The following is a 23,288-nucleotide window of genomic DNA, read 5'->3' as shown; positions in this document are numbered from 1 at the left end:
TGAGCGCCTGTCCCGCGCTCAGCCGGGTCGTACACCGTCAGCGGGGCCACATCCGGACCGCACCGTCAAGCGGGGCCACTTCCGCACCGCACCACACCACACCGCGGGGCCATTTCCCCACCGCACCGTCAAGCGGGGCCACTTCCGCACCGCACCGTCAAGCGGGGCCACTTCCGCACCACACCGCCAAGCGGGGCCACTTCCGCACCCCAAGCGGGCGATCGGCATGCGAAAGTGACCCCGCAGAGATCATCCGATGCGAAACTGACCCCGCACAGATCATCCGATGCGGAACTGACCCCGCACAGATCATCCGATGCGAAAGTGACCCGGCACGGGCCGTGGGTCCTGCGCCGGTCGCGAGAGCACGCGAGCTCGCACCGGTACTCAGGCGTCGAGGGCCTTGAGCAGCTCTTCGGGCGAGGCCTGCATCGGGTGCGGTCCCGCGATGTCGAGGAATACCGTGGTGATCGGGTGCGCGCCGAGGAACTTCCGCAGCCACTGCGCACTGTAGATGCCGACCCCCGGCGGGAGGTTGGCCGGCTTGTTCTTGGCATCGCTGAACAGCAGCAGTGCCAGATCGCCCGAGTTGGGGTCGCGATAGGTCCAGACCTCGCCGCTGTCGAGAGGGTTGTCGCGGGCGCCGGGCTTCACGAGCGGCACGACCGTGGTGCCGTGGCGCAGTGCGAGAGCGACCGCGGCGATGTCCTGCTTCTCCAACGCCTGGGCGAGGGCATCCGACCGGAAATCCTCAGGTGCGGGCTTGCTCTTCGCGGATTTCGACTTCTTCGCTGCCATGTATCCAGCATATTCAGCGGATGCCGCAGCGCGGTCCGAAACCGAGCCGGGAGAAGAAAGGGGCCCTCTCGAGTCATCCATTGGGGACTGGGGTACTCGAGAGGGCCCACGGACCCTCGGGCGGCATGTCGAAGCGCTGGGGACGCTGTGCTCGACGCCACTGGGGATGGCATGCGCCGCAAGTCTGCGAGGGTCACTCCAATGGTATCCCAAAGAAACAGCAGTGTCACCCGAAACTGAGTGCAGGACTGTATTCAAGACCTTTGGCTAGTTTTTGCCTCAATACAGGAGGATCTGCTTCGTCGTCGTGCCCTTGAAGCCGCCGATCTCGACAGCGACGTGATACGACGCTCCGCCGCCGGGAGCTCGCGGCCGATTCTCGTCCGCGCAGGTCTCGACGCTCGACCGCGTGCGGTCCCAGGTGACCGGCACCTTGCTCGTCACGGTCGCGCCGGCGGTGAGCGTGGCGACCATGCTGCTCGGGTTCTCCTGGCAGTCGGTCGACGTCCACCAGACATCGGTGCCGCTCGACACCGTCATCCGCTGAGTCGTCGACCCCACGTCGATCGCGCAGTCGGTCGACCCGCGGTTCGTCAGCGAGATCGACAGCTGCGGCAGCACGCCGGGATCGTACGAATCGGCATCTGTCACGGCCGCCACCTCGACGTCCGTGGCCTCGCACGCGACGATCCCGGGTGTCTCATCGGCCGACGGCTCAGGAGACGGCGACTCGGCTGCGGGCGATTCTGAGGTCGTGGCATCCGGCGACGGGGATCCCGAGGCCGAGGCGCTCGGCGAGGGCGTCGCCTCGGCGGCGCTGGCCCACGGGCGCGCCAGGAGCAGCCACACCGCGGCGCCGATGACGGCGACGAGCAGGATCGCCGCGACGAGGGTCACCAATCGTCGGCGACGATAGACGGCGGCGGAGTGGCGAGGCATTGATTCAGGTTAGTTGAGGCTCTTCAGCATCCTGGTGTTGCCGAGCGTGTTCGGCTTGACATGCGCGAGATCGAGGAACTCCTCGACACCTGCGTCGCCGCTGCGCAGCAGCTGAGAGTAGACGTCGGGGTCGACGACCTGTTCGCCGATGATCGAGTATCCGCGGCGTCCGAAGAAGTCGACCTCGAAGGTCAGGCAGAACAGTCGGCTGAGCCCGAGCTCGCGAGCCTGCTCTTCGAGCGCGCCGACGATCGCGCCGCCGACGCCGTGGTGCAGCCAGTCCCCGCGGACCATGAGGGTGCGCACCTCGCCGAGGTCCTCCCAGAAGACGTGCAGCGCACCGCATCCGATCAGCTCGCCGTCGGCTTCGGCCACGACGAACTCCTGCACGGCGCCGTAGAGCACAGCGAGATCCTTGCCGAGCAGGATGCGCTGCTCGACCATCGGCTGCAGAAGGTTCCGGATGCCGATGATGTCGGCGCTGCGCGCAGGCCGGACGATGTACTCGCTCACACCGTCAAGCCTAGAACCCGTCACCTCCCCAGACCCTGAGCGAGCCCGGAATGCCGGAGTGCTGGAGTCCCCCGGACACGCAGAAGGGGCGGATGCCGCAGCATCCGCCCCTTCTGTGATCAGGTCACTCCCCGCTGGCGACCGCCAGGTCGGGGGTGCCGGAGATCGCTCCACCGGTGTTGACGCCGACCGCGACCTTCTCGCCACGGGGACCGTGCTCGAAGAGGAACTCGCCGTCCTTCGCGTCGACCTTCACGTGGTCGCCGGGGTTCAGCTCGCCGTGCAGGATCTTCTCCGACAGACGGTCCTCGACCTCGTGCTGCATCGCGCGACGCAGCGGACGGGCACCGAGCGCCGGGTCGAACCCGATCTCGATGAGACGCTCCTTGGCGGCCTGCGAGAGCTCGATCGTCATGTCGCGGTCGAGCAGACGCTCGCCGAGGCGCTTCGTGAACAGATCGACGATCTGCACCAGCTCTTCCTTCGACAGCTGCGGGAACACGATGATGTCGTCGACACGGTTGAGGAACTCGGGCTTGAAGTTGCGCTTGAGCTCTTCGTTGACCTTGCCCTTCATGCGCTCGTAGTTCGTCGAGTTGACGCCCTCGATCTGGAATCCGACCGGACCACCGGCGATGTCACGCGCACCGAGGTTGGTGGTCATGATGATGACGGTGTTCTTGAAGTCGATCACGCGGCCCTGACCATCGGTCAGGCGACCCTCTTCGAGGATCTGCAGCAGCGAGTTGAAGATGTCCGGGTGGGCCTTCTCGATCTCGTCGAACAGCACCACGCTGAACGGCTTGCGGCGCACCTTCTCGGTGAGCTGGCCACCCTCTTCGAATCCGACGAACCCGGGAGGGGCACCGAACAGACGCGAGACGGTGTGCTTCTCACCGAACTCGCTCATGTCGAGCGAGATGAGAGCCGCTTCGTCGTCGAACAGGAACTCGGCGAGCGCCTTGGCGAGCTCGGTCTTTCCGACACCCGTGGGGCCGGCGAAGATGAACGAGCCCGAGGGACGCTTCGGGTCCTTGAGGCCGGCGCGCTGACGGCGGATCGTCTTGGAGAGCGCCGCGATGGCCTCTTCCTGACCGATGACGCGCTGGTGCAGCGCCTTCTCCATGAAGACGAGTCGCGAGGACTCCTCTTCCGTCAGCTTGAAGACCGGGATGCCGGTGGCCTGTGCGAGCACCTCGGCGATCAGCCCCTCGTCGACGACCGCAGCGGTCGCGACGTCACCCGAACGCCACTGCTTCTCGAGGCGCAGGCGCTCGGCGAGGAGGCTCTTCTCCTCGTCGCGCAGCGATGCGGCCTTCTCGAAGTCCTGGTCCTCGGACGCGACTTCCTTCTGCTCGCGGACCTTGGCGATCTTCTCGTCGAATTCGCGCAGCTCGGGCGGGCTCGACAGGATGCTGAGTCGCAGGCGTGCGCCGGCCTCGTCGATCAGGTCGATGGCCTTGTCGGGCAGGAAGCGGTCCGACACGTAGCGGTCGGCGAGGTTCGATGCCGCGACGATCGCGCCGTCGGTGATCTGCACCTTGTGGTGCGCCTCGTACCGGTCGCGCAGCCCCTTGAGGATGTTGATCGTGTGAGGGAGGCTCGGCTCGTTCACCTGGATCGACTGGAAGCGGCGCTCGAGAGCGGCATCCTTCTCGAAGTGCTTGCGGTACTCGTCGAGGGTGGTGGCGCCGATGGTCTGGAGCTCGCCACGAGCGAGGAGCGGCTTGAGGATGCTGGCCGCGTCGATCGCGCCCTCGGCGGCACCCGCACCGACGAGGGTGTGGATCTCGTCGATGAAGACGATGATGTCGCCGCGCGTGCGGATCTCCTTGGTGACCTTCTTGAGACGCTCTTCGAAGTCACCGCGGTAGCGGGAACCGGCGATGAGCGAGCCGAGGTCGAGCGAGTAGAGCTGCTTGTCCTTCAGCGTCTCGGGCACATCGCCCTTGACGATCGCCTGAGCGAGGCCCTCGACGACGGCGGTCTTGCCGACGCCGGGCTCGCCGATCAGGACGGGGTTGTTCTTGGAGCGGCGAGACAGGATCTGCATGACCCGCTCGATCTCCTTCTCGCGCCCGATGACCGGGTCGAGCTTGTTGTCGCGCGCGGCCTGCGTGAGGTTGCGGCCGAACTGGTCGAGCACCTGCGAGCCGCCCTGGGCGCTCGGGGTGTCGTTCGACTGCGCGCCGACGGCTGCCGGCTCGCGTCCGGGGGCACCCGAGAGCAGCTGGATGACCTGCTGGCGGACCTTGTTCAGGTCGGCGCCGAGCTTGACGAGGACCTGGGCTGCGACACCCTCGCCCTCGCGGATGAGGCCGAGCAGGATGTGCTCGGTTCCGATGTAGTTGTGACCGAGCTGCAGGGCCTCGCGGAGGCTGAGCTCGAGCACCTTCTTGGCGCGCGGCGTGAACGGGATGTGACCGGTGGGCTGCTGCTGGCCCTGACCGATGATGTCCTGCACCTGCTCGCGGACGGCGTCAAGGGAGATGCCGAGGCTTTCGAGCGCCTTGGCTGCGACACCCTCACCCTCGTGGATGAGGCCGAGCAGGATGTGCTCAGTGCCGATGTAGTTGTGGTTGAGCATCTTCGCCTCTTCTTGGGCGAGGACGACCACTCGACGGGCTCGGTCCGTGAATCTCTCGAACATGCTGTGACTCCTTATTCGCACGTGTTGTTCGACACTGGCGAAGACGCGTGAAGCGCTTGTACATCGAGAGTAACCACCGTGCGCAGGCAGTATGCCCGTGTTCGCCGTCGGCATAGTGCCGTGACCGTCGGCGACGCGTCTCCTGGACCACCGGGGTTGACGGACTTATCGACAGTCGTTATGTTAACGATTATCGGTAATAACGACTCTCGATAAGGAGTGGACGATGACCTCGACGAAGGACCGCACGATCTCTCGCGGCGATTCCGGAGCCCTGATCGGCTTCTGCATCGCAGGAGCACTGATCGCCGCCTACATCACGGTGTTCTCGATCATCCGCATCATCGAACTGGCTCGCGGGGTCGACGTGCCCGTGCTGGTCGAGTTCGTCGGCTCGACGGCTCCTGTCGAGCTGCCCCTCAGCACCGGCGACTCCATCACGGTCGGTCTCGACAGTGCGATCATCACCGCCCCGCAGCTTCCGGCGATCGCCGCCGTGCCCGGCATCATCGGGCAGGTCGCGCAGATCCTCACGATCGTCCTCGTCATCGGATGCCTGATCCTGCTGGCGCGGAGCGTGCTGACCGGCCGCGTCTTCAGCCGCCGCAACACCGCTCTCGTCGCGACCGCCGGGATCGCCGGCCTGGTCGGGTTCGCCACCGTGCGCTTCTTCGACAACATGCTGGCCAACGCGACGGTCGCCAGGATCACCGACAACGGGGTGGACAACGCCGTGATCAGCGTCGAGCCGTTCACGTTCGTCCTCGGGGCCTTCGTCCTCGCCCTCATCAGCACGGTCTTCGTGATCGGCGACCGGCTGCAGCGCGACACGGACGGGCTCGTCTGATGATCTCATTCGGAGCGGACTCTGTCTGGGACTCCCTGCGGTTCATCGGCATCACTCTGGTCGCCATGGCCGTGGTCGTCGGACTCTTCGTGTGGATCGGCCGTCGCCGCGGCAGCAAGACCGTGGCGCTGGATGCCGCTCTGACGATCAGCGGGATGTGGATCATCCTCAGCGTGCTCGGCGGCGTCATCATCGTCGTGAAGATCTTCCAGGTCGGCTGGGCGGAACTCTCGGGTCGCACCCTGGTGTGGATGGACTGGCCGTCGTCTCTCCCCTGCCTCGACCCGACCCTCAGCACGACGCCCGGGGCCGTACTCAACTGCGGCGGCACCGAGCTGACCGACTTCACGGTCGAGAACGCGTCGCTCGGGCTCCGCGCTCTCGCCGGCGCCGCGCAGCTGACCACCGGGATCCTCGACACGCTGCCCGCGATCATCCTGGCCGTGATCTGCTTCAACACCCTGCGCGGTCGTGCGTTCTCGCGCACGATCACCCGCGCGCTCATCGGCGGGGCGATCGCCGTGCTCGTCTTCGGCATCGCCTCTGAGTTGCTCAGCAGCATCGCCGCGACGGCAGGACTCCGCGAGGTCTTCCCACCCGACAGCGAGTGGTACCCCTCGCAGTTCCAGCTCACCGTGACTCCGCTCCCCTTCGTCGGCGCGCTGATGCTCGCAGCTCTGGCCGCTGTCTTCCGTCAAGGCCTCAGGCTGCAACAGGAGCGGGATGAGCTGCAGCGCACGAACGCGGCCCTCGAGGATGAGACTCGGGGTCTCGTATGAGCCCGGCGGAGAACGACGACGAGCTCACCGGCATCCACTGCCGACTCGACGAGCTGCTCGCCGAGCGAGGGATGACGCTGACCGAGCTGAGCGCACGCGTCGGGGTGAGCATCGTCAACCTGTCGGTGCTCAAGAACGACCGCGCGCGGGCGATCCGGTACTCGACCCTGCGCGCGATCTGCGACGCCCTCGACTGCCAGGTCGGCGACCTGCTGGTGCTCGCGTAGGGGGGACCGCGATGGGGGCTCCTGTTTCGATGACCGCCCTCGGGTGACGGCCGCGGGACAGCATCACGGACGGCATGCTCAGCGCAACCCCTTCTATGAATCTCCTGTGGGTCGATAGCGTTGACCGCATGAAGCTCAACGACCGGAACCTGCGCACACCCTCCCGCATCCTCATGGCTCTGCCCATCGCCGCACTCGCCTTCTCGCTGGCCGCCTGCGGAGGAACGTCCCGCCCCGCGGTCGACGACGTCGCCGACGGCATCCAGAAGGTCTACGAAGAGCAGGGACTCGGTGATGTCGTGACGGACGACGTCGCGACCTGCTTCGCCGACGCCCTCGTCGACTCCGACCTGAGCAACGAGACCCTCACCTACATCGCCAACGGCGAGGACAAGCAGTCCAGCGAAGAGGACAAGGCACTCACCACGCAGATCCTCACCGACAACCTGGAGAAGTGCGCGGGCTGACCCCCGGGCCGACCACGAAGGATGACGGATGCTGCGGCATCCGTCATCCTTCGTCATCTCCGCCTCCGGTCGCGGGCGCGGCTCCTAGCGTGGACGGATAGCGCGCACACGGCGCGCACCGATTCTGGAGTCCCCGATCCAATGAGCACCACCGTCCGCGCCACGAAGGCGCCAGACACCCGCGGTCCCGTCCGGAAGCTGCTGACGTCGTTCGGCTTCCAGATCCTCGCCGCACTCGTCCTCGGCATCGCCGCCGGCCTGATCGCCCGTCAGCTCGGAGCGACCGGCGACGAGCCGAACGGCCTCTCGGCCACCCTCGACACGATCGGCAGCTCGTACGTCACGCTGCTGCGCACGGCCGTCGTGCCGCTGATCTTCACCGCGATCGTGGCGAGCATCTCGAACCTGCGGCGCGTGCAGAACGCCGCACGCCTGGCCGGTCAGACGCTGCTGTGGTTCGCGATCACCGCGTTCATCGCCGTGAGCATCGGCATCGTGCTCGGACTCGTGATCCAGCCCGGGTCGCGCGCCGGCGACGACCTCGCCCCGAGCGCGCCCTACACCGTGGGCACCTGGTGGAACTTCCTGCTCGGTCTGATCCCGCAGAACTTCCTCGGCCTCAGCGTCAGCACCAACCCCGGCGCGACCGAGGGCACGTTCTCCTCGAGCGTCAACTTCAACATCCTGCAGGTCATCGTGATCGCGGTCGCCGTCGGCATCGCTGCGCTCAAGGCCGGCAAGAAGGCCGAGCCCTTCCTCGCGTTCACGGAGTCGCTGCTCAAGGTCATCCAGCGCGTGCTGTGGTGGATCATCCGCATCGCCCCCATCGGCACCTTCGGCCTGATCGGCGCCGCGGTCGTCGAGTACGGCTGGGAGAAGCTCGCCTCGCTCGGCTGGTTCGCGATCGCCGTGTACATCGGTCTCGCTCTGGTGCTCTTCGTCGTCTACCCGGTGCTCGTGAAGACCAACGGCCTGTCGATCAGGCAGTACTTCTCGGGCGTCTGGCCCGCCGTGCAGCTGGCGTTCGTCAGCCGCTCGTCGATCGGCACCCTGCCCCTCACCGAGCGCGTGACCGAACGCAACCTCGGCGTTCCCCGCTCGTACGCCTCCTTCGCCGTGCCGTTCGGCGCGACCACCAAGATGGACGGCTGCGCCGCCATCTATCCGGCCATCGCCGCGATCTTCGTCGCGCAGTTCTTCGGCATCGAACTCACCCTCGTGCAGTACCTGCTGATCGTGCTCGTCTCGGTCGTCGGCTCGGCAGCCACCGCGGGCACCACGGGCGCGACCGTGATGCTCACCCTGACGCTGTCGACGCTCGGCCTGCCGCTCGAGGGCGTCGGCCTGCTGCTCGCGATCGACCCGATCCTCGACATGGGCCGCACCGCGGTCAACGTCGCGGGCCAGGCGCTCGTGCCCACCATCGTCGCCAAGCGCGAGGGGATCCTCGACGAGGAGCTCTACAACGCGCCCCGCGAGGGCCTGCCGTTCGCCGACGACTCGGCCGACGACGACGCACCCGAGGCGGATGCCGCGGCATCCGAGACCGAGCCGGCCAGCACCCGCTGACCTCTTTCCGTCACCGCCCGAGCGCCTCGTCCCTTCCGGGGCGGGGCGCTCGTCCGTCTCCCGCTATGCGCGACCCTGCTGGCGGGTGGCACCGCGGGTGTCGAGCGCGAGCTCCTCGGCATCCATCGCCGTCATCAGCTCGCGCATGAGCTCTTCATCGAGGTTGCCCGCGTCCCTCTCCGCGAGCAGGATGTCACGGCGCACCTGCAGCCATCCCCGACTCAGGGCAGCCAGGTCGTCGAAGGACGGGCGAGCTGCGGCATCCTCGACCTGCTGCGCGTCGTCGGTGTCCTTCTCGACGCGGGTCATGCGCTTCGTGAACGCATCGAACACTCCCAGGTCGACCTCGCCGTACTTGGCCTCCCACTCGACGCGCTTCTCGGCCAGGAACGCCTTGCCGGCCTCTCGGCTCTTCTCCCGCACCGCGGCGAGCGCACGCTGGTCGTCATCGTGATCGACGTCTCCCTCGATCCCGAGGCGGCGGATCAGCATCGGCAGCGTGAGCCCCTGCAGCAGCAGCGTGCCCACGGTCACCACGAACGCCACCACGACGATCGCGTGCGAGGCCTCTTCGTCGAGCGTCGCGAGATCGGCGGCCGCGAGAGCGATCGCGAGCGTCACGACGCCGCGCATACCGGCCCATGAGATCACCGCGCTGTCCTTCCAGGTCAGCTGCAGCCCGGCCATCTGGTCGCGCACGATGTGCGTCCGCAGCTCGTCGGCCGTGAACTGCCCCCACCGCCGGGACTTCTCATGACGTTTCTCGAACTCCCCGCTCTCGACGCCGCGATCCCAGCGCTGAAGGCGCTTGCGGTCCTGGAAGTTCGCCCACGCGCTCGTCGGATAGATGTACAGCGGACGCACCACGAGGACGACCAGCAGCACGATGCCCGACAGCACGAGGATCTGCTCGACGGACTCGCTGCCGAGGTCGCGGAGCACCCGGGGGAACTGCAGACCGATGTACGCGAAGACGAAGCTCTCGAGCAGCAGATCGGCCGACAGCCAGAGCGGCTTCTCCTGCTGGCGGGTCGTGTAATCGGTGCGAGGCGAGTTGTATCCGACGTACAGGCCCATCGCGACGACCGCGAGCACTCCGGAACCCAGCAGGTGCTCGGCGATCGCATAGGCGCCGAACGGTGCGAGCAGGCCGAAGGTCCCGATCACGACCGCATCGTTGATCCGCATGCGGAGCTGATGCAGCAGGATGCCGAAGACGAGTCCGATCGCGACCCCCACGGCGACGGCCAGCAGGAACTGCCCCACGCCGCCCCACACCGACACGGTCGCGCCCGCGAGGATCGCTGCGAACACGCGGTACAGCGTCAACGAGGTCGCATCGTTGATCAGACTCTCGCCCGAGAGCACCGTCATGATGCGGCGCGGCAGACCGAGCTTGCGGCCGATCGCGGCGGCCGACACCGCATCCGGCGGCGCCACGATCGCGCCGAGCAGCAGGGCGCCCGGCAGGGTCAGCGACGGCATGATCCACCAGGCCACGAACCCCACCGCGAGCGCCGTGAGCAGCACGAGCCAGATGCCGAGCCGTCGGATCTGCGGGAGGCTGCGCTTGAAGCCGACGAACGAGACGTCCAGGGCCGCCGAATAGAGCAGCGGCGGCAGCACGAGGTTCAGCAGCAGATGGCCGTCGATCTCGACATCCGGCACGAAGGGCAGGAAGGATGCCGCGAGCGCCACGACAGTGACGAGGAGCGGCGCCGGCCAGCCGCGCCATCGGGCGATCGCGGCCACCACGACAGCACCGACGAGCACGTAGAAGATCTCGGCATCCATGCCCCTAAAGTACTGCCCTCCCGCGTCGGTCGCGGGGCGCAGCCGCGTCGGTCACGGGGCGCAGCGGGCCGCGGATCAGGGGCGATCGTCGGCGAACTCGTCGCGGAGGCCGGCGTTCTCATCCTCCAGATCGAGCACGCGACGGATGCCGACGATGTTGATGCCCTCGACGCGGAGCCCGGTCACCCGGCGGATGCGCTCGAGGTCGTCATCGCTGTAGCGGCGCGTGCCGCCCTCGCTGCGCGCGGGCGTGACCAGCCCCTTCGCCTCGAAGAGTCGGAGGCTGGCCTCGGGGACCCCGCTGAGCTGCGCGGCGACGGCGATGCCGTAGACCGGCATGCTCGGATCACGATCACCCATGGGCACCTCCCTCTCGACGCACTTGCATTCTATCTCGCGTTGTTCTATAAAAAATCTATAGCAACGGTTGCAGATAATCTGCACCGGAGAACGCCCGCTCGGGCCACACGAAAGGAGACACTCATGGCCATGTCCTTCGATCCGTTCAGTCAGCTCGACCGCTTCGCTGCGAGCGTGCTGGACTCCGTCCGCGCACCGCGTCTCATGCCGGTGGACCTCTACCGCGACGGCGACAGGTACATCCTGCACGCCGACCTCCCCGGCATCGATCCGGGCTCGATCGACGTCGACCTCGACGGCGGACAGCTCACGATCCGCGCGCAGCGCACGGCCGACGGTCGCGAAGGCGTCCGCTGGCTCGCACGCGAACGCGGGGCTGGCTCGTTCCTCCGCCAGTTCTCGCTCGGCGACGGCGTCGACCTCGACGCGATCAGCGCCTCGTACGAGAGCGGCGTGCTCTCGGTGATCATCCCGGTCAGCGAGCGCGCGAAGCCCCGCAAGATCGAGGTCGAGTCGAGCGACAACCGACAGTCGATCACCGCCTGACCCTTCGGTGGGCCGGGGGCGCACAACCCCGGCCCACCCCGCTCTCCCTTCGGAAAGGACGATCCCATGCGCACCTCTTCTGCTCTCGACCGGTTCCTCCGCGGCATGGAGTACCCGGCGACAAGAGACGACCTGCTCCGCGAAGCAGCCCGCGACGGCCTCGGCCCCGATGACCGAACGGCCCTCGCCCAGCTTCCCGAGCAGAGCTTCAGCGCCGCCTGGCACATCCGCTATCACCTCACGCGACGCGCGCTCACCGAGGAGTTCACGCCCTCGGCATCCGCAGGTCTCGTCGCTGTCTGAGACGCACCGGCGACGATGGGGCGGACGGGAATGCCCCGCCCGCCCCCGCCGTTGCATTCGGGGATGACTTCCACCGCGCTCTCCGTCCTCGACCTCGTCCCGGTTCGCACCGGCCAGACCAGTGCCGAGGCGATCTCCTCCTCCCTCGATCTCGCCGCGACCGCCGACCGGCTCGGCTACCGTCGCTACTGGTTCGCCGAGCACCACAACATGCCGGCCGTGGCATCCACCACTCCCCCGGTGCTGATCGCCGCCGCCGCGATGCGCACGACGCAGATCCGTCTGGGATCCGGCGGAGTGATGCTCCCCAACCACGCACCGCTCATCGTCGCCGAGCAGTTCGCCGCCCTCGAGGCCATCGCGCCCGGACGCATCGACCTCGGCCTCGGCCGCGCCCCCGGCAGCGACCCCGTCATCACCCAGCTGCTGCGTGGATCGGGCACGACCAGCGACGTCGAGCAGTTCCCGCGCAACGTGCAGGACATCGCCGCACTCATCTCGGGCGAGGGCGCCACCGTGCGCTTCACCTCGGGTGGCGAGTACACGGTGCACGCGACCCCGGCCGCCACCGGAAGCCCCGAGGTGTGGCTGCTCGGATCGAGCGACTACTCGGCGCAGCTCGCGGCATCCCACGGCCTGCCCTACGTCTTCGCCAACCACTTCTCGGGACAGGGCCTCGAACGCGCACTCGACCTCTACCGCACCGGCTACCAGCCGAGCGAAGAGCACCCCGAGCCGCGGACGTTCCTCACGGTCAACGTCGTCGCCGCGCCGACACAGGAAGAGGCCGAGGCGCGCGCCCTTCCGCAGCTGCGCATGATGTCGCGCCTGCGCCTCAACAAGCCGCTCATCGCACTCGAGACCGTCGGAGAGGCCCTCGCCGCAGAATCGGATGCCGCGACCGACCAGGTCGTCGAAGCCGCCCGCTCGCGCTGGTTCGTCGGCACCGGCGAGTCGGTCGCCGCCGAGGTGCGCGCGTTCGCCGAGAAGTACGGCGTCGACGAGGTCATGCTGTCGCCCGTCGCCGGTGCATACGAGTCCGAGCCTCGTGACGCCGCCGCCGGCCGCGCCCAGACGCTCGAGCTCATCGCCGCGGCCCTGTAGGCGCCGCGGGCACCGCGCTGTAGGCGCCGGGCTGTAGGCGAAGGGGGCGCCGCGTGCCGTCGCGCGCTGGGCCGTCGCGCGCTCGTCGCCGGGCGCTGGTCGCCGCGCTGGTCACCACTCGCTTGTCGCCGCGCGCGCTCGTGCACGCGAGCGGGGCCACTTCCGCATCCCGCCGCCAGGCGGGGCCACTTGTGCATCCGAAACGCCGGTTTCAGATGCAGAAGTGGCCCCGCTCGCGGCACCCGATGCAGAACTGGCCCCGCTCGCGGCACCGGATACAGAACTGGCCCCGCTCGCGGCACGGGATGCAGAACTGGCCCCGCTCGCGGCACCGGATGCAGAAGTGGCCCCGCCCCACGCCGGAAGAACGCGGCGCTCAATCTGTCCACAGGCGCGACTTGTCCACATCTCTCGGGATCTCGCGGTCATCAGGCCCGGAAGACGCATCCGACCAGCGAGCCTGATGGGATGCGCCATCGGATACTCCTGCCCGACGAACTCGGGCGCCATTTCTCCGTGCGGCAGGCCGCGGCCGCAGGTGTCGGTCGGGGTCGCGCATCCGCGCGCGATCTCGACAGGCCCTTCCGCGGGGTGCGTTCGGTCACCGCTGTGGAGACACCACTCGATCGCGTCGTCGCCCTCGCGCCCCTCCTGCACCGTGGTCAGCTCATCGGCGGGGAGACGGCGATGCGGGTGTGGGGGTATCCGCATCCCGGCATCTGGAACGTCGAGACAGCGATCCTCGTGGTCGTGACGACGGGTTCGGCGCGCGTCCGCCGCCGCGGCGTCACCGGCCGACGCCTGGCAGAGGGACGGGCCCATCCCTGGCGAATCGGTGGAATTCCGGTCGTCGATCCGGCCGCGGCTCTGTTCATGTGCGCCGCGACGCTGACCGACGACCAGGTGGTCATCGCCCTCGACGCAGTGCTGAGCACGGCCGACAACTATCCCGGGCTGCGTCAGGGGCGCCCTCCCCTGACAGAGACCGACATCGAACAGCGCCTGCAGGCCTGGGGCCGCTTCCCCGGCTCTCGACGAGTCCGTGACGCGCTGTCCCGTGCGCGCGAAGGAGTGGAATCGCCCAAGGAGACCGAGACGCGGTTGCTCATCGTCGCGGGAGGTCTTCCTGAACCCGTCGTGCAGTACGAGATCCACGAGAACGGACTCCTCATCGCGCGCAGCGACATGGCCTATCCCGACCTCAGGATCTCGATCGAGTACGAGGGCGACGGCCACCGCACGAGTCGCGATCAGTGGCGCCGCGACATCCAGCGGCAGCGAGATCTCGAGGACCTCGGCTGGATCGTCATCCGCGTGACTCAGCTCGACCTGGACGACGGGCGACCGCTGATGGACCGCATCCGTCGCGCGATGGCATCCCGTCGCTGACGCTCGCACATCTCTGCGTCCCGCCCCGCCCCTCCCACGCCCGCAGGCGGGGCCATTTCCGCATCCGGCGTCCCGGCGGGGCCAGTTCCGCATCCGGATCATCCGTTTGCGATGCACAACTGGCCCCGCATCACCGGCGCCATGTGGCGAATGCCGCCAAGACTCCGCGTCAGGGGCTGGTATTCCGGTGCGCCGGGGCGTAGGGTCACCCGCAACGGAAGGGGTTCGATGATGAGCACTACCAAGACCCTGGCCCTCTGGGTGGCGTACGGCACGAACGGCGTCGTCGGCAGCATCCGACATGACGACGAGGGATACACCGTCGTCATGGCCGGATCCGATGCGGCGACAGGCACGTACCCGACCTTGGAATCGGCGAAGGGCGCGTTGCATTCGCACATGCTGCCGGGCAGCGGTTGGCCGATGTTCCGCGAGCACTGACTTTCGAACGGGGAAACAAGGGGCAGAGGGGCGGCGCGGTCGCGGGGCATCCCCGCGACCGTCGTACGCTGACTGCATGCGAATCACCACTCCCCTCGCTCCTCCGGCATGCTGACGGTCGAGGAGCAGCGGGCGAAGGTGATCGCCGCCACCCGACCGCTGGATGCCGAATCGGTGCCGCTCGCGCAGGCGGCGGGCCGCATCCTCGCCGCGACCGTGCACGCTCGGGTCGATGTGCCGCTGTTCGACAACTCGGCGATGGACGGATACGCGGTCCTTTTCACCGACGTCGAGTCGGCCACGGCCGAGCACCCCGTCGAGCTCGCGGTGGTCGCCGACCTCCCGGCGGGGTCGGCCGACGAACCCGAGCTGCGTGAGGGACGAGCCGCACGCATCATGACCGGCGCGCCTGTGCCACAGACGGCGACCGTCGTCGTGCCCTTCGAGCACACCCGCGACGGCCTGCAGGCGTGGGACGCTCCTGCGATCGTGGTCACCGCGCCGACTCGCGCGGGTGCCAACATCCGCCGCCGCGGCGAGGAGCTGCGCGCCGGAGCTGTCGTCGCGACAGCCGGCACCACCCTCGGCCCGCTCCAGCTCACGGCCATCGCGGCCACCGGCGTCGACACTGTGCCGGTGCGTCGCCGTCCTCGCGTCGCGGTCATCTCGACCGGCAGCGAGCTCGCCGACCCCGGCGCCGACCTCGCCCGCGGGAAGATCCCCGAATCGAACTCGGTGCTGCTCGCTGCGCTGTGCGCGGAGACGGGCGCCGACGTCGTCTCGGTCGACACGGTGACAGACGAGGATGCCGCCTTCACCGCACTCCTCGATCGCGCGCTCGTCGATGCGCGCGTCGATGTCGTGGTCACGTCCGGCGGAGTCAGCGCCGGCGCCCATGAGGTCGTGAAGAACGTGCTGCGCGATCGCATCGAGTTCGTGGCGGTCGCCATGCAGCCGGGCAGGCCTCAGGCTTTCGGACGCCTCGGCGACGCGCTGGTGTTCGGACTGCCCGGCAATCCGGCGAGCGTCGCCGCGTCGTTCGAGGCCTTCGTGCGGCCGGCGCTGCTCGCCCTCCAGGGTCGCGCAGCACTGCAGCGGCCGGTGCTCCGCCTCGCCAGCACCGCAGCGTGGCGCAGCCCGGTGGGACGACAGCAGTACGTGCCCGTCGCCCTCGACCGATCCGACCCGGCCGCCTGGTCGGTGCGCCCGGCGGCCGCCGACGGGTCGTCGGGCGCGCATCTGGCGGCAGGACTCGCCAGAGCGGATGCCTATGCCGTCGTGCCCGCCGACGTATCAGCCGTCGCGGCAGGCGACCTGGTCGATGTGATGCTGCTCTCGTGACCGGGACGCGCACGACCGAGACACCGGACGCCGCGACACCGGCGTCCGGGCCGACTGCCGCGATCATCCTCGCCGGCGGGCGGGCCTCACGACTCGACGGGACTGCCAAGCCGTTGCTCGAGGTCGGCGGCCGCACCCTGCTGGACCGCGCCATCGCCGCCGTCGACGGCTGCGACCCCATCGTGGTCGTTGGTCCGCCGGCGCCGACCCGTGTTCGCGTCGTATGGACCCGGGAGACCCCGGAGTTCGGCGGACCGGTCGCCGGCATCGCCGCCGGCCTCGCTCTCGTCGACACCGCCCACGTCCTGCTGCTGGCGGCCGACCTGCCGAACGCCGAAGGCGCCGTGGCGCTGCTGCACCGGCATCCGCCCCTCTCCGCCGACGCCGACGGCAAAAACGGCAAGGCCGACGCCGACGGCAAAAACGGCAAGGACGACGCCCCTCGCACGACCGGCAAGGACGGCAAGGCCGACGCCCCCAGCACGACCGGCAAAATCGGCAAGGACGGCAAGGACGACGCCGACAGCACGAATGGTGCGCACGGCATCGACGGCGTCTGCCTGATCGACGCGTCGGGACGCATGCAGTGGCTCGTCGGCCGCTACCGCACCGATGCCCTGCGATCCGCCGCCGCGGCTCTCCCCGACGGCGGCCGCAACGCGTCGTTGCGATCGCTGCTGGCGCGCCTGCGCATCAGCGCGATTCCGGCGGGAGACCTGGCAACGGATGTCGACACGTGGGACGATCTCGAACGGGCCCGCGCCGCGGCACCGATGCCCCCGCGCGACGGAGCACCAGACGAGGAGACGACATGACCGACAAGCCGCAACACCTTCCGGTCGAAGCCCTGGACGACTGGACCACGGCGGTCTGCAGCGCGCTCGGGATCGATCGCGAGTCCGTCGATGTCGCCCTGCTCCTGGATCTCGCCCGGGATGTCGCGCACGGCGTCGCGCGCCCGGCCGCACCGCTCAGCGCCTACCTCGCCGGCCTCGCCGCAGGTCGCGCGGGCGGCAGTCGTGAGGACACCGCTGCGGCGGTCGCCACCATCACCGAGCTGGCCGGGGAATGGCGCGCCGAAGACAAGGATTCCTGAAGTTCTCTCATCGCCCACCTCGCCGATGTGATCGAGAAGTAATCGTCCGGTAATCGCACTCGTGCGGCCCTGCAACATCCGCCGCCTACGTTCAGAGCATTCACCTCTCGAACGCAGGAGCCGCGATGTCCCAGATCACCGGAAGAAGCAGCGTCGACACCCCCGCCGTGACCCTCACACGCCGCCCCGGCCGGTGGATCGACGGCTGGAACCCCGAGGATTCGGCCTTCTGGGCCACCGAAGGCAAGGCGATCGCCCGCCGCAACCTCGGCTGGTCGATCTTCGCCGAGTTCCTCGGTTTCATCATCTGGCAGCTCTGGAGCATCGTCGTCGTGCTGCTCCCCGCCGCCGGGTTCACTCTGAGCACCACCGAGTCGTTCTGGCTGATCTCGCTGCCGAGCCTCGTCGGCGCGACGCTGCGGTTCCCGTACACGTTCCTCGTCGCCCGCTTCGGCGGACGCAACTGGACCATCGTCTCGGCGCTGCTGCTGCTGATCCCCGCCGTCCTGCTCGGCATCGTCGTGCAGGATCCCGAGACCCCGTTCGGCGTGCTGCTCGCCGTCGCGGCTCTCGCCGGCTTCGGCGGCGGCAACTTCGCCAGCTCCATGGCGAACATCACCTACTTCTTCCCGCAGAAGGAGAAGGGCTGGGCGCTCGGGCTCAACGCCGCCGGCGGCAACCTCGGCACCTCGGTCGCCCAGCTCGCGGTGCCGATCGTCGTGTCGATCACCGCCGCGTCGACCTTCAGCCTGTCGTTCGCCGGCTGGATGTGGGTGCCGCTGATCCTCGTGGCCGTGTGGGGAGCATGGCGCCACATGGACAACCTGTCGTCGGCCAAGGCGGACTTCGCCGGGGCCGCCGCCGCACTGCGCGAACCGCACCTGTGGGTGCTGTCGCTGCTGTACATCGGCACGTTCGGATCGTTCATCGGCTTCTCGAGCGTCTTCCCGAAGCTCATCGCCGACACCTTCCCCGAGTTCTCGACGTTCCAGATCGGCAGCGCCTCGCTGTCGCTGGCCTTCCTCGGGGCCCTCGTCGGCTCGCTCGCCCGCCCCTATGGAGGAAAGCTCGCCGACCGCTTCGGCGGAGCACGGATGACGATCGCCGCGTTCTCGCTCATGATCGTCGGCGCCCTGTCGCTGCTCGTCACTCTCGAGGCGAACAGCTTCGCGCTCTTCCTCGGATGCTTCCTGCTGCTGTTCGTCGCGGCGGGCGTCGGCAACGGCGCGACCTACCGGATGATCCCCAACGTCTTCGCCGCACGCGGTGCCGCGACCGCGGGCGACGCGCTCGCTGTCAGCACCCAGCGCAAGGGTGCGGCCGCCCTGGGGCTGATCTCGGCCATCGGCGCCTACGGCGGATTCGTGATCCCGCAGGTTCTCGCGGCGGCGAAGAGCGGCACAGGTTCGTACGCTCCGGCATTCGGCGGATTCGTCGCCGCCTACATCGTGCTGCTCCTCATCACGGTCTTCGTCTATCTGATGCCTCGGCCCTCGCTCGCCGGACACCGGATCTGACCATGACCGAGCGCATCGTCGTCATCGGCGCGGGGCCTGTCGGCATCCGCTTCGCCGAAGAGCTCCTGCCGCTCGTGGCAGGGGGTCGGGCGACGGTCACCGTGCTGGGCGCCGAGACAGCGGATCCGTACAACCGGGTGCTGCTCGCGGAATACGCCGTGGGCGAGGCCTCGTCCGACGAGCTCACTCTCGCCACTGCCGCGAGCCTCACCGGTGTGGATCTGCGGCTGGGGGCGCGAGCGGTGCGGATCGATCGGGAGGCGCGGGTCGTCGAGCTGGTCGACGGATCGACCGTCGGGTATGACCGCCTGGTGCTCGCGACCGGCGCGCGATCGATCGTCCCGTCGCTCGAAGGCCTCGAGACGCTCGGTCCGGACACCACCGGCCTCGACAGCAGTCTGACCACAGGGGTCTGCGTGCTCCGCGATCTGTCGGATGCCGAGCAGGTGCGCGCCGTGGTCGCACGCGGCGGCCGGGTCGTGGTGCTCGGAGCCGGCGTGCTGGGGATCGAGCTCGCCATGCTGCTCGCGGACGCCGGCGCCGTGCCCTCCGTGGCCCACTTCGGTCCGATGCCGATGCCCCGCCAACTCGACCGGGGGTCGGCGAGCATCCTCTCGACCGCTCTCGCCTCGGCCGGCGTCACGCTGGTGCCGCACACCCGTGCCGAGGGAGTGATCGGGGTCGAGGGCGACGACGGCATCCGCCGGTTCCGTGCACTCGCGAGCTCCGACGGCAAGCGCATCGAGGGCGATCTGCTCGTGCTGTCGTGCGGCGTCAGGGCGCGCACCGAGCTCGCCGAGGCCGCGGGACTCCGCGTCGGCAACGGCGTGCTCGTCGACGGCGCACTGCGCTCGTGGTCGGATCCGCGCATCCACGCGATCGGGGACTGCGCCCACATCGCCGACCCCGCCGAGTTCCTGCACGACCGCCAGGTGCCGGGCGGACCGCACGGCCTCGTCGGCCCCGGCTGGCGTCAGGCGAGCTGGCTCGCCGCGGCCATCGCCGCCGAGCTCGACAGTGCCGACGACCACCCGGGCGAGTTCGCCGACGAGCACCCCGGCGTCGTCGTGCTCAAGGGCGAGCTGGTCGACATCGCATCCGCGGGCGACGTCTCGGCCGACCCCTTCGCCCCTGTCCCGGCCGGTGAGGATGCCCCCGGCATCGCCGTCTGGGCCGACCCCGAGCACGGCACCTACGTGAAGATGGCGACGCGCGACGGCATCCTCACCGGATTCGTGGCGGTCGGGATGCCGCGGGCCGCGGCCGAACTGAGCGTGCTGTACCTGCGCGGCGGCGAGCTGCCCGCCGACCGCTCGCTGCTGCTGCGTCTCGATGATCCTGACGCCGATGCGATCGCACCGGCCGGTCGTGACGCGACCCTCTGCATCTGCAACGCCGTCACCGTCGGCCAGATCGAGGACGCGATCGACGACGGCTGCTCGTCGGTGGCTGCGGTCGGCGAGTGCACCCGCGCCGGCACCGGATGCGGAGGATGCCGCGCCCGCATCACCGAGATGCTGCACGCCCACGCGGGGGCCGTCGCATGACCGACACCCACTGCCCCTACTGCGCGCTGCAGTGCGCGATGACGCTGACCCCGACCGTGGGCGCACCGCTGCCGGTCGCCGTCGCCGGACGCGACTTCCCGACGAACCGCGGCGGGCTGTGCAAGAAGGGGTGGACCTCGGCCGAGCTGCTCGCCGACGCCGGTCGCCTCACCACTCCCCTGGTGCGCGGGACCGACGGCGAACTGCACCCGGCGGACTGGGACGTGACTCTCGATCTGATAGCCGCGCGGCTGCGTCTGATCGCCGAGGAGGACGGCCCCGATGCGGTCGGCGTCTTCGGCGGCGGCGGGCTCACGAACGAGAAGGCGTACCAGCTGGGCAAGTTCGCCCGCATCGCACTGCGCACCTCGCGCATCGACTACAACGGCCGCTTCTGCATGTCATCCGCTGCGGCCGCCGCCAATCGCTCCTTCGGAATCGACCGCGGCCTGCCGTTCCCGCTGACCGACCTCGACACCGCCGAGACGGTGCTGCTGCTGGGATCGAACGTCGGCGACACCATGCCGCCGTTCGTCTCGCATCTGCAGGGCGCCAGGGCCCGCGGCGGTCTCATCGTCGTCGATCCTCGCCGCAGCTCGACGGCACGACTGAGCGCCGACGGCGCAGGCATCCACGTGCAGCCGGTGCCCGGCACCGATCTCGCGCTGCTGCTCGCAGTGATCCATGTCGTGATCGCCGAGGAGCTCTACGACGACGGCTATGTGCGCCAGCGCACATCGGGCTTCGACGCCCTCCGCCAGTCGGTGTCGGCGTGGTGGCCCGAGCGTGCCGAGACCGTCACCGGGGTGCCGGCGCGCAGCATCCGCGATCTGGCACGCAGACTGGCGGACTCCGACTCGACCTACATCCTCACCGGCCGTGGCGTCGAGCAGCACGTCGACGGCACCGACACCGCGACGGCCGCCATCAACCTCGCACTGCTCCTGGGTCTTCCGGGGACACCGGGGTGCGGCTACGGCACGCTGACCGGGCAGGGCAACGGCCAGGGCGGACGCGAGCACGGACAGAAAGCCGACCAGCTTCCGGGGTACCAGTCGATCAGCGACCCGGCCGCCCGCGCCTCGGTCGCGGCCGTGTGGGGCGTCGACCCCGACGACCTTCCCGGGCCCGGCATCCCCGCGGTCGAGCTGCTACAGAGCGCCGGACTCCCGGGCGGCGTGCGAGCGCTGCTCGTGCACGGCTCGAACGTGTTCGTGTCGGCGCCGAACGTGTCGACCGTGCGCGAGGCCCTGGGCCGGCTCGATCTGCTCGTCGTCTCGGACTTCTTCCTCTCGGAGACCGCGAAGGCCGCCGACATCGTGCTCCCCGTGCTGCAGTGGGCCGAGGAGGAGGGCACGATGACCAACCTCGAGGGCCGCGTGCTGCGTCGCCGCCGAGCGGTCGACGCCCCCGCCGGCGCCCGCAGCGAGCTGTGGATCATGGCCGAGCTCGCCCGTCGCCTCGGCGCCCCCGGCACCTGGAGCCTCGTGCCGTCGGAGGTGTTCGGCGAGCTGGCCCGCGCCTCCGCCGGCGGCCGCGCCGACTACTCCGGCCTCAGCCACGAACTGCTCGACCTCGGCATCGAGGCGCACTGGCCCTTCCCGATCGGGAGCCTCGGCACCCCTCGACTGTTCGCCGACCGCTTCGCGCACGCCGACGGGCGCGCGAAGCTCGTCGCCGTGCGGGCTCGGGAGCATCCGACGGCGAGCGCCGACCGGCTCACCCTGATCACCGGGCGCCTGCTCGAGCAGTACCAGAGCGGAGCGCAGACCCGCCGCATCCCCGAGCTCACCGAGAAGCGGCCCGATCTCGTCGCGCAGCTGCACCCTGCGACCGCGCGTCGTCATGGGATCGGCGAGGGCGACGGCATCCGTCTCTCGAACTCCCGCGGCACCCTGCGGGCGCGGGCCGAGCTGACGCACGACATCAGGCCCGACACGGTGTTCCTGCCGTTCCACTACGCGGATGCCGAGAGCGCCAATCTGCTCACCGACGACCGGGTCGATCCGCACTCGGCGATGCCCGAGTTCAAACGGGCTCTGGTCGAGCTCCGCGCCGTCTGATCGTGGAGGCGGCGCTCAGTCGTCCGGCTCGCCGCTGAGGATGCCGCGCAGCCAGTCGCGCGCCTCGACGAAGATGTCGTCGGAGTAGCGCTCGGGATACTGCACGATCTGCCGGTCGGCTCGCGGATACGACCCGAGGAACACCACGCGCGGGCTGAAACGGCGGATGCCGAGCAGGGCGTCGGCCATGCGCTCGTGCTCGATGTGGCCGTCGGCGTCGATCACGAACCGGTAGCGGCCGAGCTCGTCGCCGATCGGACGCGACTGGATCAGCGAGAGGTTGATGCCGCGGGTCGAGAACTGCTCGAGCATCTCGAGGAGGGATCCGGGGTGATCGTTCGGCAGCTCGACGATCAGCGAGGTCTTGTCGGCCCCGGTCGGCGCCGGCGCCGTGGTGGTGCGGGTCACGAGCACGAAGCGGGTGACGGCCTGGGCGTTGTCGCCGATGTCCTCGGCCAGCACGTCGACGTCGAGGTGCTTCACGACGCCCGGGGCGGCGATGGCCGCCTGGGCGGGAAGACCGCCGTCGAGCATGCCGATCGCCGACGCGACGTTGCTCGCCGCAGGCACATGCGAGTGCCTGGGGAGGTGCTCCCCGAGCCAGCCGTGGCACTGGGCGTAGGCGACCGGGTGCGCGGCGATCACGCTGATGTCCGCCAGGGTCGTGCCCCGAGGCGCCACGAGCACGAAGTTCACCGGCACGAGGTACTCGCCGATGATCCGGAGGCCCGGCAGAGTGGCCAGCGCATCCTGCGTGGTCGAGACGCCGCCCTCGATCGAGTTCTCGATCGCGATCATCGCGGCGTCGCTGCGCCCCTCGAGCACATCCGCGAGGGCTTCTCCGACGTTGTGCACGGCACGCCAGTCCTGACCCCGTGCTTCAGCGACCTGTTCGAGCGCCGCTTCGGTGAATGTTCCGGCGGGGCCGAGATAGCTGTAGGTGCGGCGTTCAGTCACGCGTTTCACCTTAGGGCACCGGCACACGCCCAGAAGATGCG

General features: G+C 69.2%; 23 protein-coding genes. 16 read left to right on the top strand and 7 right to left on the bottom strand.

What is annotated here, in order from left to right:
- Positions 1-387 precede the first annotated feature (387 nt).
- From QRN21_RS13340 to QRN21_RS13325, 4 genes are all read right to left on the bottom strand, one after another.
- On the bottom strand, positions 388-798 hold the full coding sequence (locus tag QRN21_RS13340) for a dehydrogenase (RefSeq protein WP_285364452.1): 411 nt from the start codon (positions 796-798) through the stop codon (positions 388-390).
- Positions 799-1,077: 279 nt separating this feature from the next.
- Positions 1,078-1,737, bottom strand: a complete 660-nt coding sequence (locus QRN21_RS13335) for a hypothetical protein (RefSeq protein ID WP_285364450.1) — start codon at positions 1,735-1,737, stop codon at positions 1,078-1,080.
- 9 nt (positions 1,738-1,746) lie between these two features.
- The gene (locus QRN21_RS13330; protein WP_042539928.1) at positions 1,747-2,250 is read right to left on the bottom strand and encodes an amino-acid N-acetyltransferase; all 504 of its coding nucleotides are present in this window, start codon (positions 2,248-2,250) and stop codon (positions 1,747-1,749) included.
- Between the two features lie 124 nt (positions 2,251-2,374).
- Complete coding sequence (locus tag QRN21_RS13325; protein WP_053097733.1) at positions 2,375-4,900, bottom strand: ATP-dependent Clp protease ATP-binding subunit; 2,526 nt, start codon at positions 4,898-4,900, stop codon at positions 2,375-2,377.
- A 226-nt stretch (positions 4,901-5,126) separates the two neighbouring features.
- Here QRN21_RS13325 and QRN21_RS13320 point away from each other — a divergent pair, with 226 nt between their 5' ends.
- The 5 genes from QRN21_RS13320 to QRN21_RS13300 all read left to right on the top strand — a co-directional run bounded on the left by QRN21_RS13320 (position 5,127) and on the right by QRN21_RS13300 (position 8,789).
- Positions 5,127-5,747, top strand: coding sequence for a DUF2975 domain-containing protein (locus tag QRN21_RS13320; protein WP_056279323.1), 621 nt, complete (start codon positions 5,127-5,129; stop codon positions 5,745-5,747).
- Complete coding sequence (locus QRN21_RS13315) at positions 5,747-6,526, top strand: hypothetical protein (RefSeq protein ID WP_285364447.1); 780 nt, start codon at positions 5,747-5,749, stop codon at positions 6,524-6,526. Before QRN21_RS13320 ends, QRN21_RS13315 begins: the two co-directional genes overlap by 1 nt.
- Positions 6,523-6,753 (top strand): helix-turn-helix domain-containing protein, encoded by a 231-nt coding sequence (locus tag QRN21_RS13310; protein WP_285364444.1) that lies wholly within the window; start codon positions 6,523-6,525, stop codon positions 6,751-6,753. The genes QRN21_RS13315 and QRN21_RS13310 overlap by 4 nt, the downstream gene beginning before the upstream one ends.
- 128 nt (positions 6,754-6,881) lie before the next feature.
- Positions 6,882-7,220, top strand: a complete 339-nt coding sequence (locus QRN21_RS13305; RefSeq protein WP_053097737.1) for a hypothetical protein — start codon at positions 6,882-6,884, stop codon at positions 7,218-7,220.
- Positions 7,221-7,361: 141 nt separating this feature from the next.
- Entirely contained in the window at positions 7,362-8,789 is a 1,428-nt protein-coding gene (locus tag QRN21_RS13300; RefSeq protein ID WP_053097738.1) for a dicarboxylate/amino acid:cation symporter, read from the top strand.
- A 63-nt stretch (positions 8,790-8,852) separates the two neighbouring features.
- Here the strand turns inward: QRN21_RS13300 and QRN21_RS13295 are convergent, their stop codons facing one another.
- Both QRN21_RS13295 and QRN21_RS13290 read right to left on the bottom strand, forming a co-directional pair.
- Entirely contained in the window at positions 8,853-10,583 is a 1,731-nt protein-coding gene (locus QRN21_RS13295; RefSeq protein WP_072591881.1) for a cation:proton antiporter, read from the bottom strand.
- Between the two features lie 75 nt (positions 10,584-10,658).
- A complete protein-coding gene (locus tag QRN21_RS13290) occupies positions 10,659-10,943 on the bottom strand; it encodes a MerR family transcriptional regulator (protein ID WP_285364436.1) in 285 nt (94 codons plus the stop codon).
- A 123-nt stretch (positions 10,944-11,066) separates the two neighbouring features.
- Here QRN21_RS13290 and QRN21_RS13285 point away from each other — a divergent pair, with 123 nt between their 5' ends.
- The 11 genes from QRN21_RS13285 to QRN21_RS13235 all read left to right on the top strand — a co-directional run bounded on the left by QRN21_RS13285 (position 11,067) and on the right by QRN21_RS13235 (position 22,290).
- Positions 11,067-11,489, top strand: coding sequence for an Hsp20/alpha crystallin family protein (locus QRN21_RS13285; RefSeq protein WP_053097741.1), 423 nt, complete (start codon positions 11,067-11,069; stop codon positions 11,487-11,489).
- Positions 11,490-11,555: 66 nt separating this feature from the next.
- Positions 11,556-11,792 (top strand): DUF2795 domain-containing protein, encoded by a 237-nt coding sequence (locus QRN21_RS13280; protein WP_285364434.1) that lies wholly within the window; start codon positions 11,556-11,558, stop codon positions 11,790-11,792.
- A gap of 63 nt (positions 11,793-11,855) precedes the next feature.
- Positions 11,856-12,896 (top strand): LLM class flavin-dependent oxidoreductase, encoded by a 1,041-nt coding sequence (locus QRN21_RS13275; RefSeq protein WP_285364432.1) that lies wholly within the window; start codon positions 11,856-11,858, stop codon positions 12,894-12,896.
- 468 nt (positions 12,897-13,364) lie between these two features.
- Positions 13,365-14,285 (top strand): putative endonuclease domain-containing protein, encoded by a 921-nt coding sequence (locus tag QRN21_RS13270; protein WP_285364430.1) that lies wholly within the window; start codon positions 13,365-13,367, stop codon positions 14,283-14,285.
- Between the two features lie 231 nt (positions 14,286-14,516).
- Positions 14,517-14,726: a hypothetical protein gene (locus tag QRN21_RS13265; RefSeq protein ID WP_053099248.1), complete on the top strand. Its 210-nt coding sequence runs from the start codon at positions 14,517-14,519 to the stop codon at positions 14,724-14,726.
- A 108-nt stretch (positions 14,727-14,834) separates the two neighbouring features.
- Positions 14,835-16,067, top strand: a complete 1,233-nt coding sequence (locus QRN21_RS13260) for a molybdopterin molybdotransferase MoeA (RefSeq protein WP_285364428.1) — start codon at positions 14,835-14,837, stop codon at positions 16,065-16,067.
- Positions 16,064-16,882, top strand: coding sequence for a molybdenum cofactor guanylyltransferase (mobA, locus tag QRN21_RS13255; protein WP_285364426.1), 819 nt, complete (start codon positions 16,064-16,066; stop codon positions 16,880-16,882). Before QRN21_RS13260 ends, mobA begins: the two co-directional genes overlap by 4 nt.
- A complete protein-coding gene (locus QRN21_RS13250; RefSeq protein ID WP_285364425.1) occupies positions 16,879-17,163 on the top strand; it encodes a DUF6457 domain-containing protein in 285 nt (94 codons plus the stop codon). The genes mobA and QRN21_RS13250 overlap by 4 nt, the downstream gene beginning before the upstream one ends.
- Before the next feature lie 125 nt (positions 17,164-17,288).
- On the top strand, positions 17,289-18,680 hold the full coding sequence (locus QRN21_RS13245) for an MFS transporter (protein ID WP_053097747.1): 1,392 nt from the start codon (positions 17,289-17,291) through the stop codon (positions 18,678-18,680).
- Between the two features lie 2 nt (positions 18,681-18,682).
- A complete protein-coding gene (locus QRN21_RS13240; RefSeq protein WP_056279303.1) occupies positions 18,683-20,227 on the top strand; it encodes an FAD-dependent oxidoreductase in 1,545 nt (514 codons plus the stop codon).
- Positions 20,224-22,290, top strand: coding sequence for a molybdopterin oxidoreductase family protein (locus tag QRN21_RS13235; RefSeq protein WP_285364422.1), 2,067 nt, complete (start codon positions 20,224-20,226; stop codon positions 22,288-22,290). The genes QRN21_RS13240 and QRN21_RS13235 overlap by 4 nt, the downstream gene beginning before the upstream one ends.
- Positions 22,291-22,305: 15 nt before the next feature.
- On the opposite strand, the gene pheA is transcribed toward QRN21_RS13235, so the two are convergent.
- The gene (pheA, locus tag QRN21_RS13230; RefSeq protein WP_053097750.1) at positions 22,306-23,256 is read right to left on the bottom strand and encodes a prephenate dehydratase; all 951 of its coding nucleotides are present in this window, start codon (positions 23,254-23,256) and stop codon (positions 22,306-22,308) included.
- Between the last annotated feature and the right edge of the window lie 32 nt (positions 23,257-23,288).

Origin of the sequence: Microbacterium sp. LMC-P-041 (assembly GCF_030209555.1) — a bacterium.
GTDB lineage: Bacteria > Actinomycetota > Actinomycetes > Actinomycetales > Microbacteriaceae > Microbacterium.
Note: the sequence above shows the minus strand (reverse complement) of the source record. Positions and strands in the feature narration are given on the sequence as shown.

Bases quoted from the DNA above. Each gene is read 5' to 3' on its own strand.
- QRN21_RS13295 (WP_072591881.1), bottom strand. From the start codon at position 10,583: ATGGATGCCGAGATCTTCTACGTGCTCGTCGGTGCTGTCGTGGTGGCC.
- QRN21_RS13325 (WP_053097733.1), bottom strand. From the start codon at position 4,900: ATGTTCGAGAGATTCACGGACCGAGCCCGTCGAGTGGTCGTCCTCGCC.
- QRN21_RS13250 (WP_285364425.1), top strand. From the start codon at position 16,879: ATGACCGACAAGCCGCAACACCTTCCGGTCGAAGCCCTGGACGACTGG.
- QRN21_RS13335 (WP_285364450.1), bottom strand. From the start codon at position 1,737: ATGCCTCGCCACTCCGCCGCCGTCTATCGTCGCCGACGATTGGTGACC.
- QRN21_RS13315 (WP_285364447.1), top strand. From the start codon at position 5,747: ATGATCTCATTCGGAGCGGACTCTGTCTGGGACTCCCTGCGGTTCATC.
- QRN21_RS13290 (WP_285364436.1), bottom strand. From the start codon at position 10,943: ATGGGTGATCGTGATCCGAGCATGCCGGTCTACGGCATCGCCGTCGCC.
- QRN21_RS13320 (WP_056279323.1), top strand. From the start codon at position 5,127: ATGACCTCGACGAAGGACCGCACGATCTCTCGCGGCGATTCCGGAGCC.
- QRN21_RS13245 (WP_053097747.1), top strand. From the start codon at position 17,289: ATGTCCCAGATCACCGGAAGAAGCAGCGTCGACACCCCCGCCGTGACC.
- QRN21_RS13305 (WP_053097737.1), top strand. From the start codon at position 6,882: ATGAAGCTCAACGACCGGAACCTGCGCACACCCTCCCGCATCCTCATG.
- QRN21_RS13340 (WP_285364452.1), bottom strand. From the start codon at position 798: ATGGCAGCGAAGAAGTCGAAATCCGCGAAGAGCAAGCCCGCACCTGAG.
- QRN21_RS13275 (WP_285364432.1), top strand. From the start codon at position 11,856: ATGACTTCCACCGCGCTCTCCGTCCTCGACCTCGTCCCGGTTCGCACC.
- QRN21_RS13285 (WP_053097741.1), top strand. From the start codon at position 11,067: ATGGCCATGTCCTTCGATCCGTTCAGTCAGCTCGACCGCTTCGCTGCG.
- QRN21_RS13235 (WP_285364422.1), top strand. From the start codon at position 20,224: ATGACCGACACCCACTGCCCCTACTGCGCGCTGCAGTGCGCGATGACG.
- QRN21_RS13265 (WP_053099248.1), top strand. From the start codon at position 14,517: ATGAGCACTACCAAGACCCTGGCCCTCTGGGTGGCGTACGGCACGAAC.
- QRN21_RS13310 (WP_285364444.1), top strand. From the start codon at position 6,523: ATGAGCCCGGCGGAGAACGACGACGAGCTCACCGGCATCCACTGCCGA.
- QRN21_RS13260 (WP_285364428.1), top strand. From the start codon at position 14,835: ATGCTGACGGTCGAGGAGCAGCGGGCGAAGGTGATCGCCGCCACCCGA.
- QRN21_RS13270 (WP_285364430.1), top strand. From the start codon at position 13,365: ATGCGCCATCGGATACTCCTGCCCGACGAACTCGGGCGCCATTTCTCC.
- QRN21_RS13300 (WP_053097738.1), top strand. From the start codon at position 7,362: ATGAGCACCACCGTCCGCGCCACGAAGGCGCCAGACACCCGCGGTCCC.
- QRN21_RS13240 (WP_056279303.1), top strand. From the start codon at position 18,683: ATGACCGAGCGCATCGTCGTCATCGGCGCGGGGCCTGTCGGCATCCGC.
- QRN21_RS13280 (WP_285364434.1), top strand. From the start codon at position 11,556: ATGCGCACCTCTTCTGCTCTCGACCGGTTCCTCCGCGGCATGGAGTAC.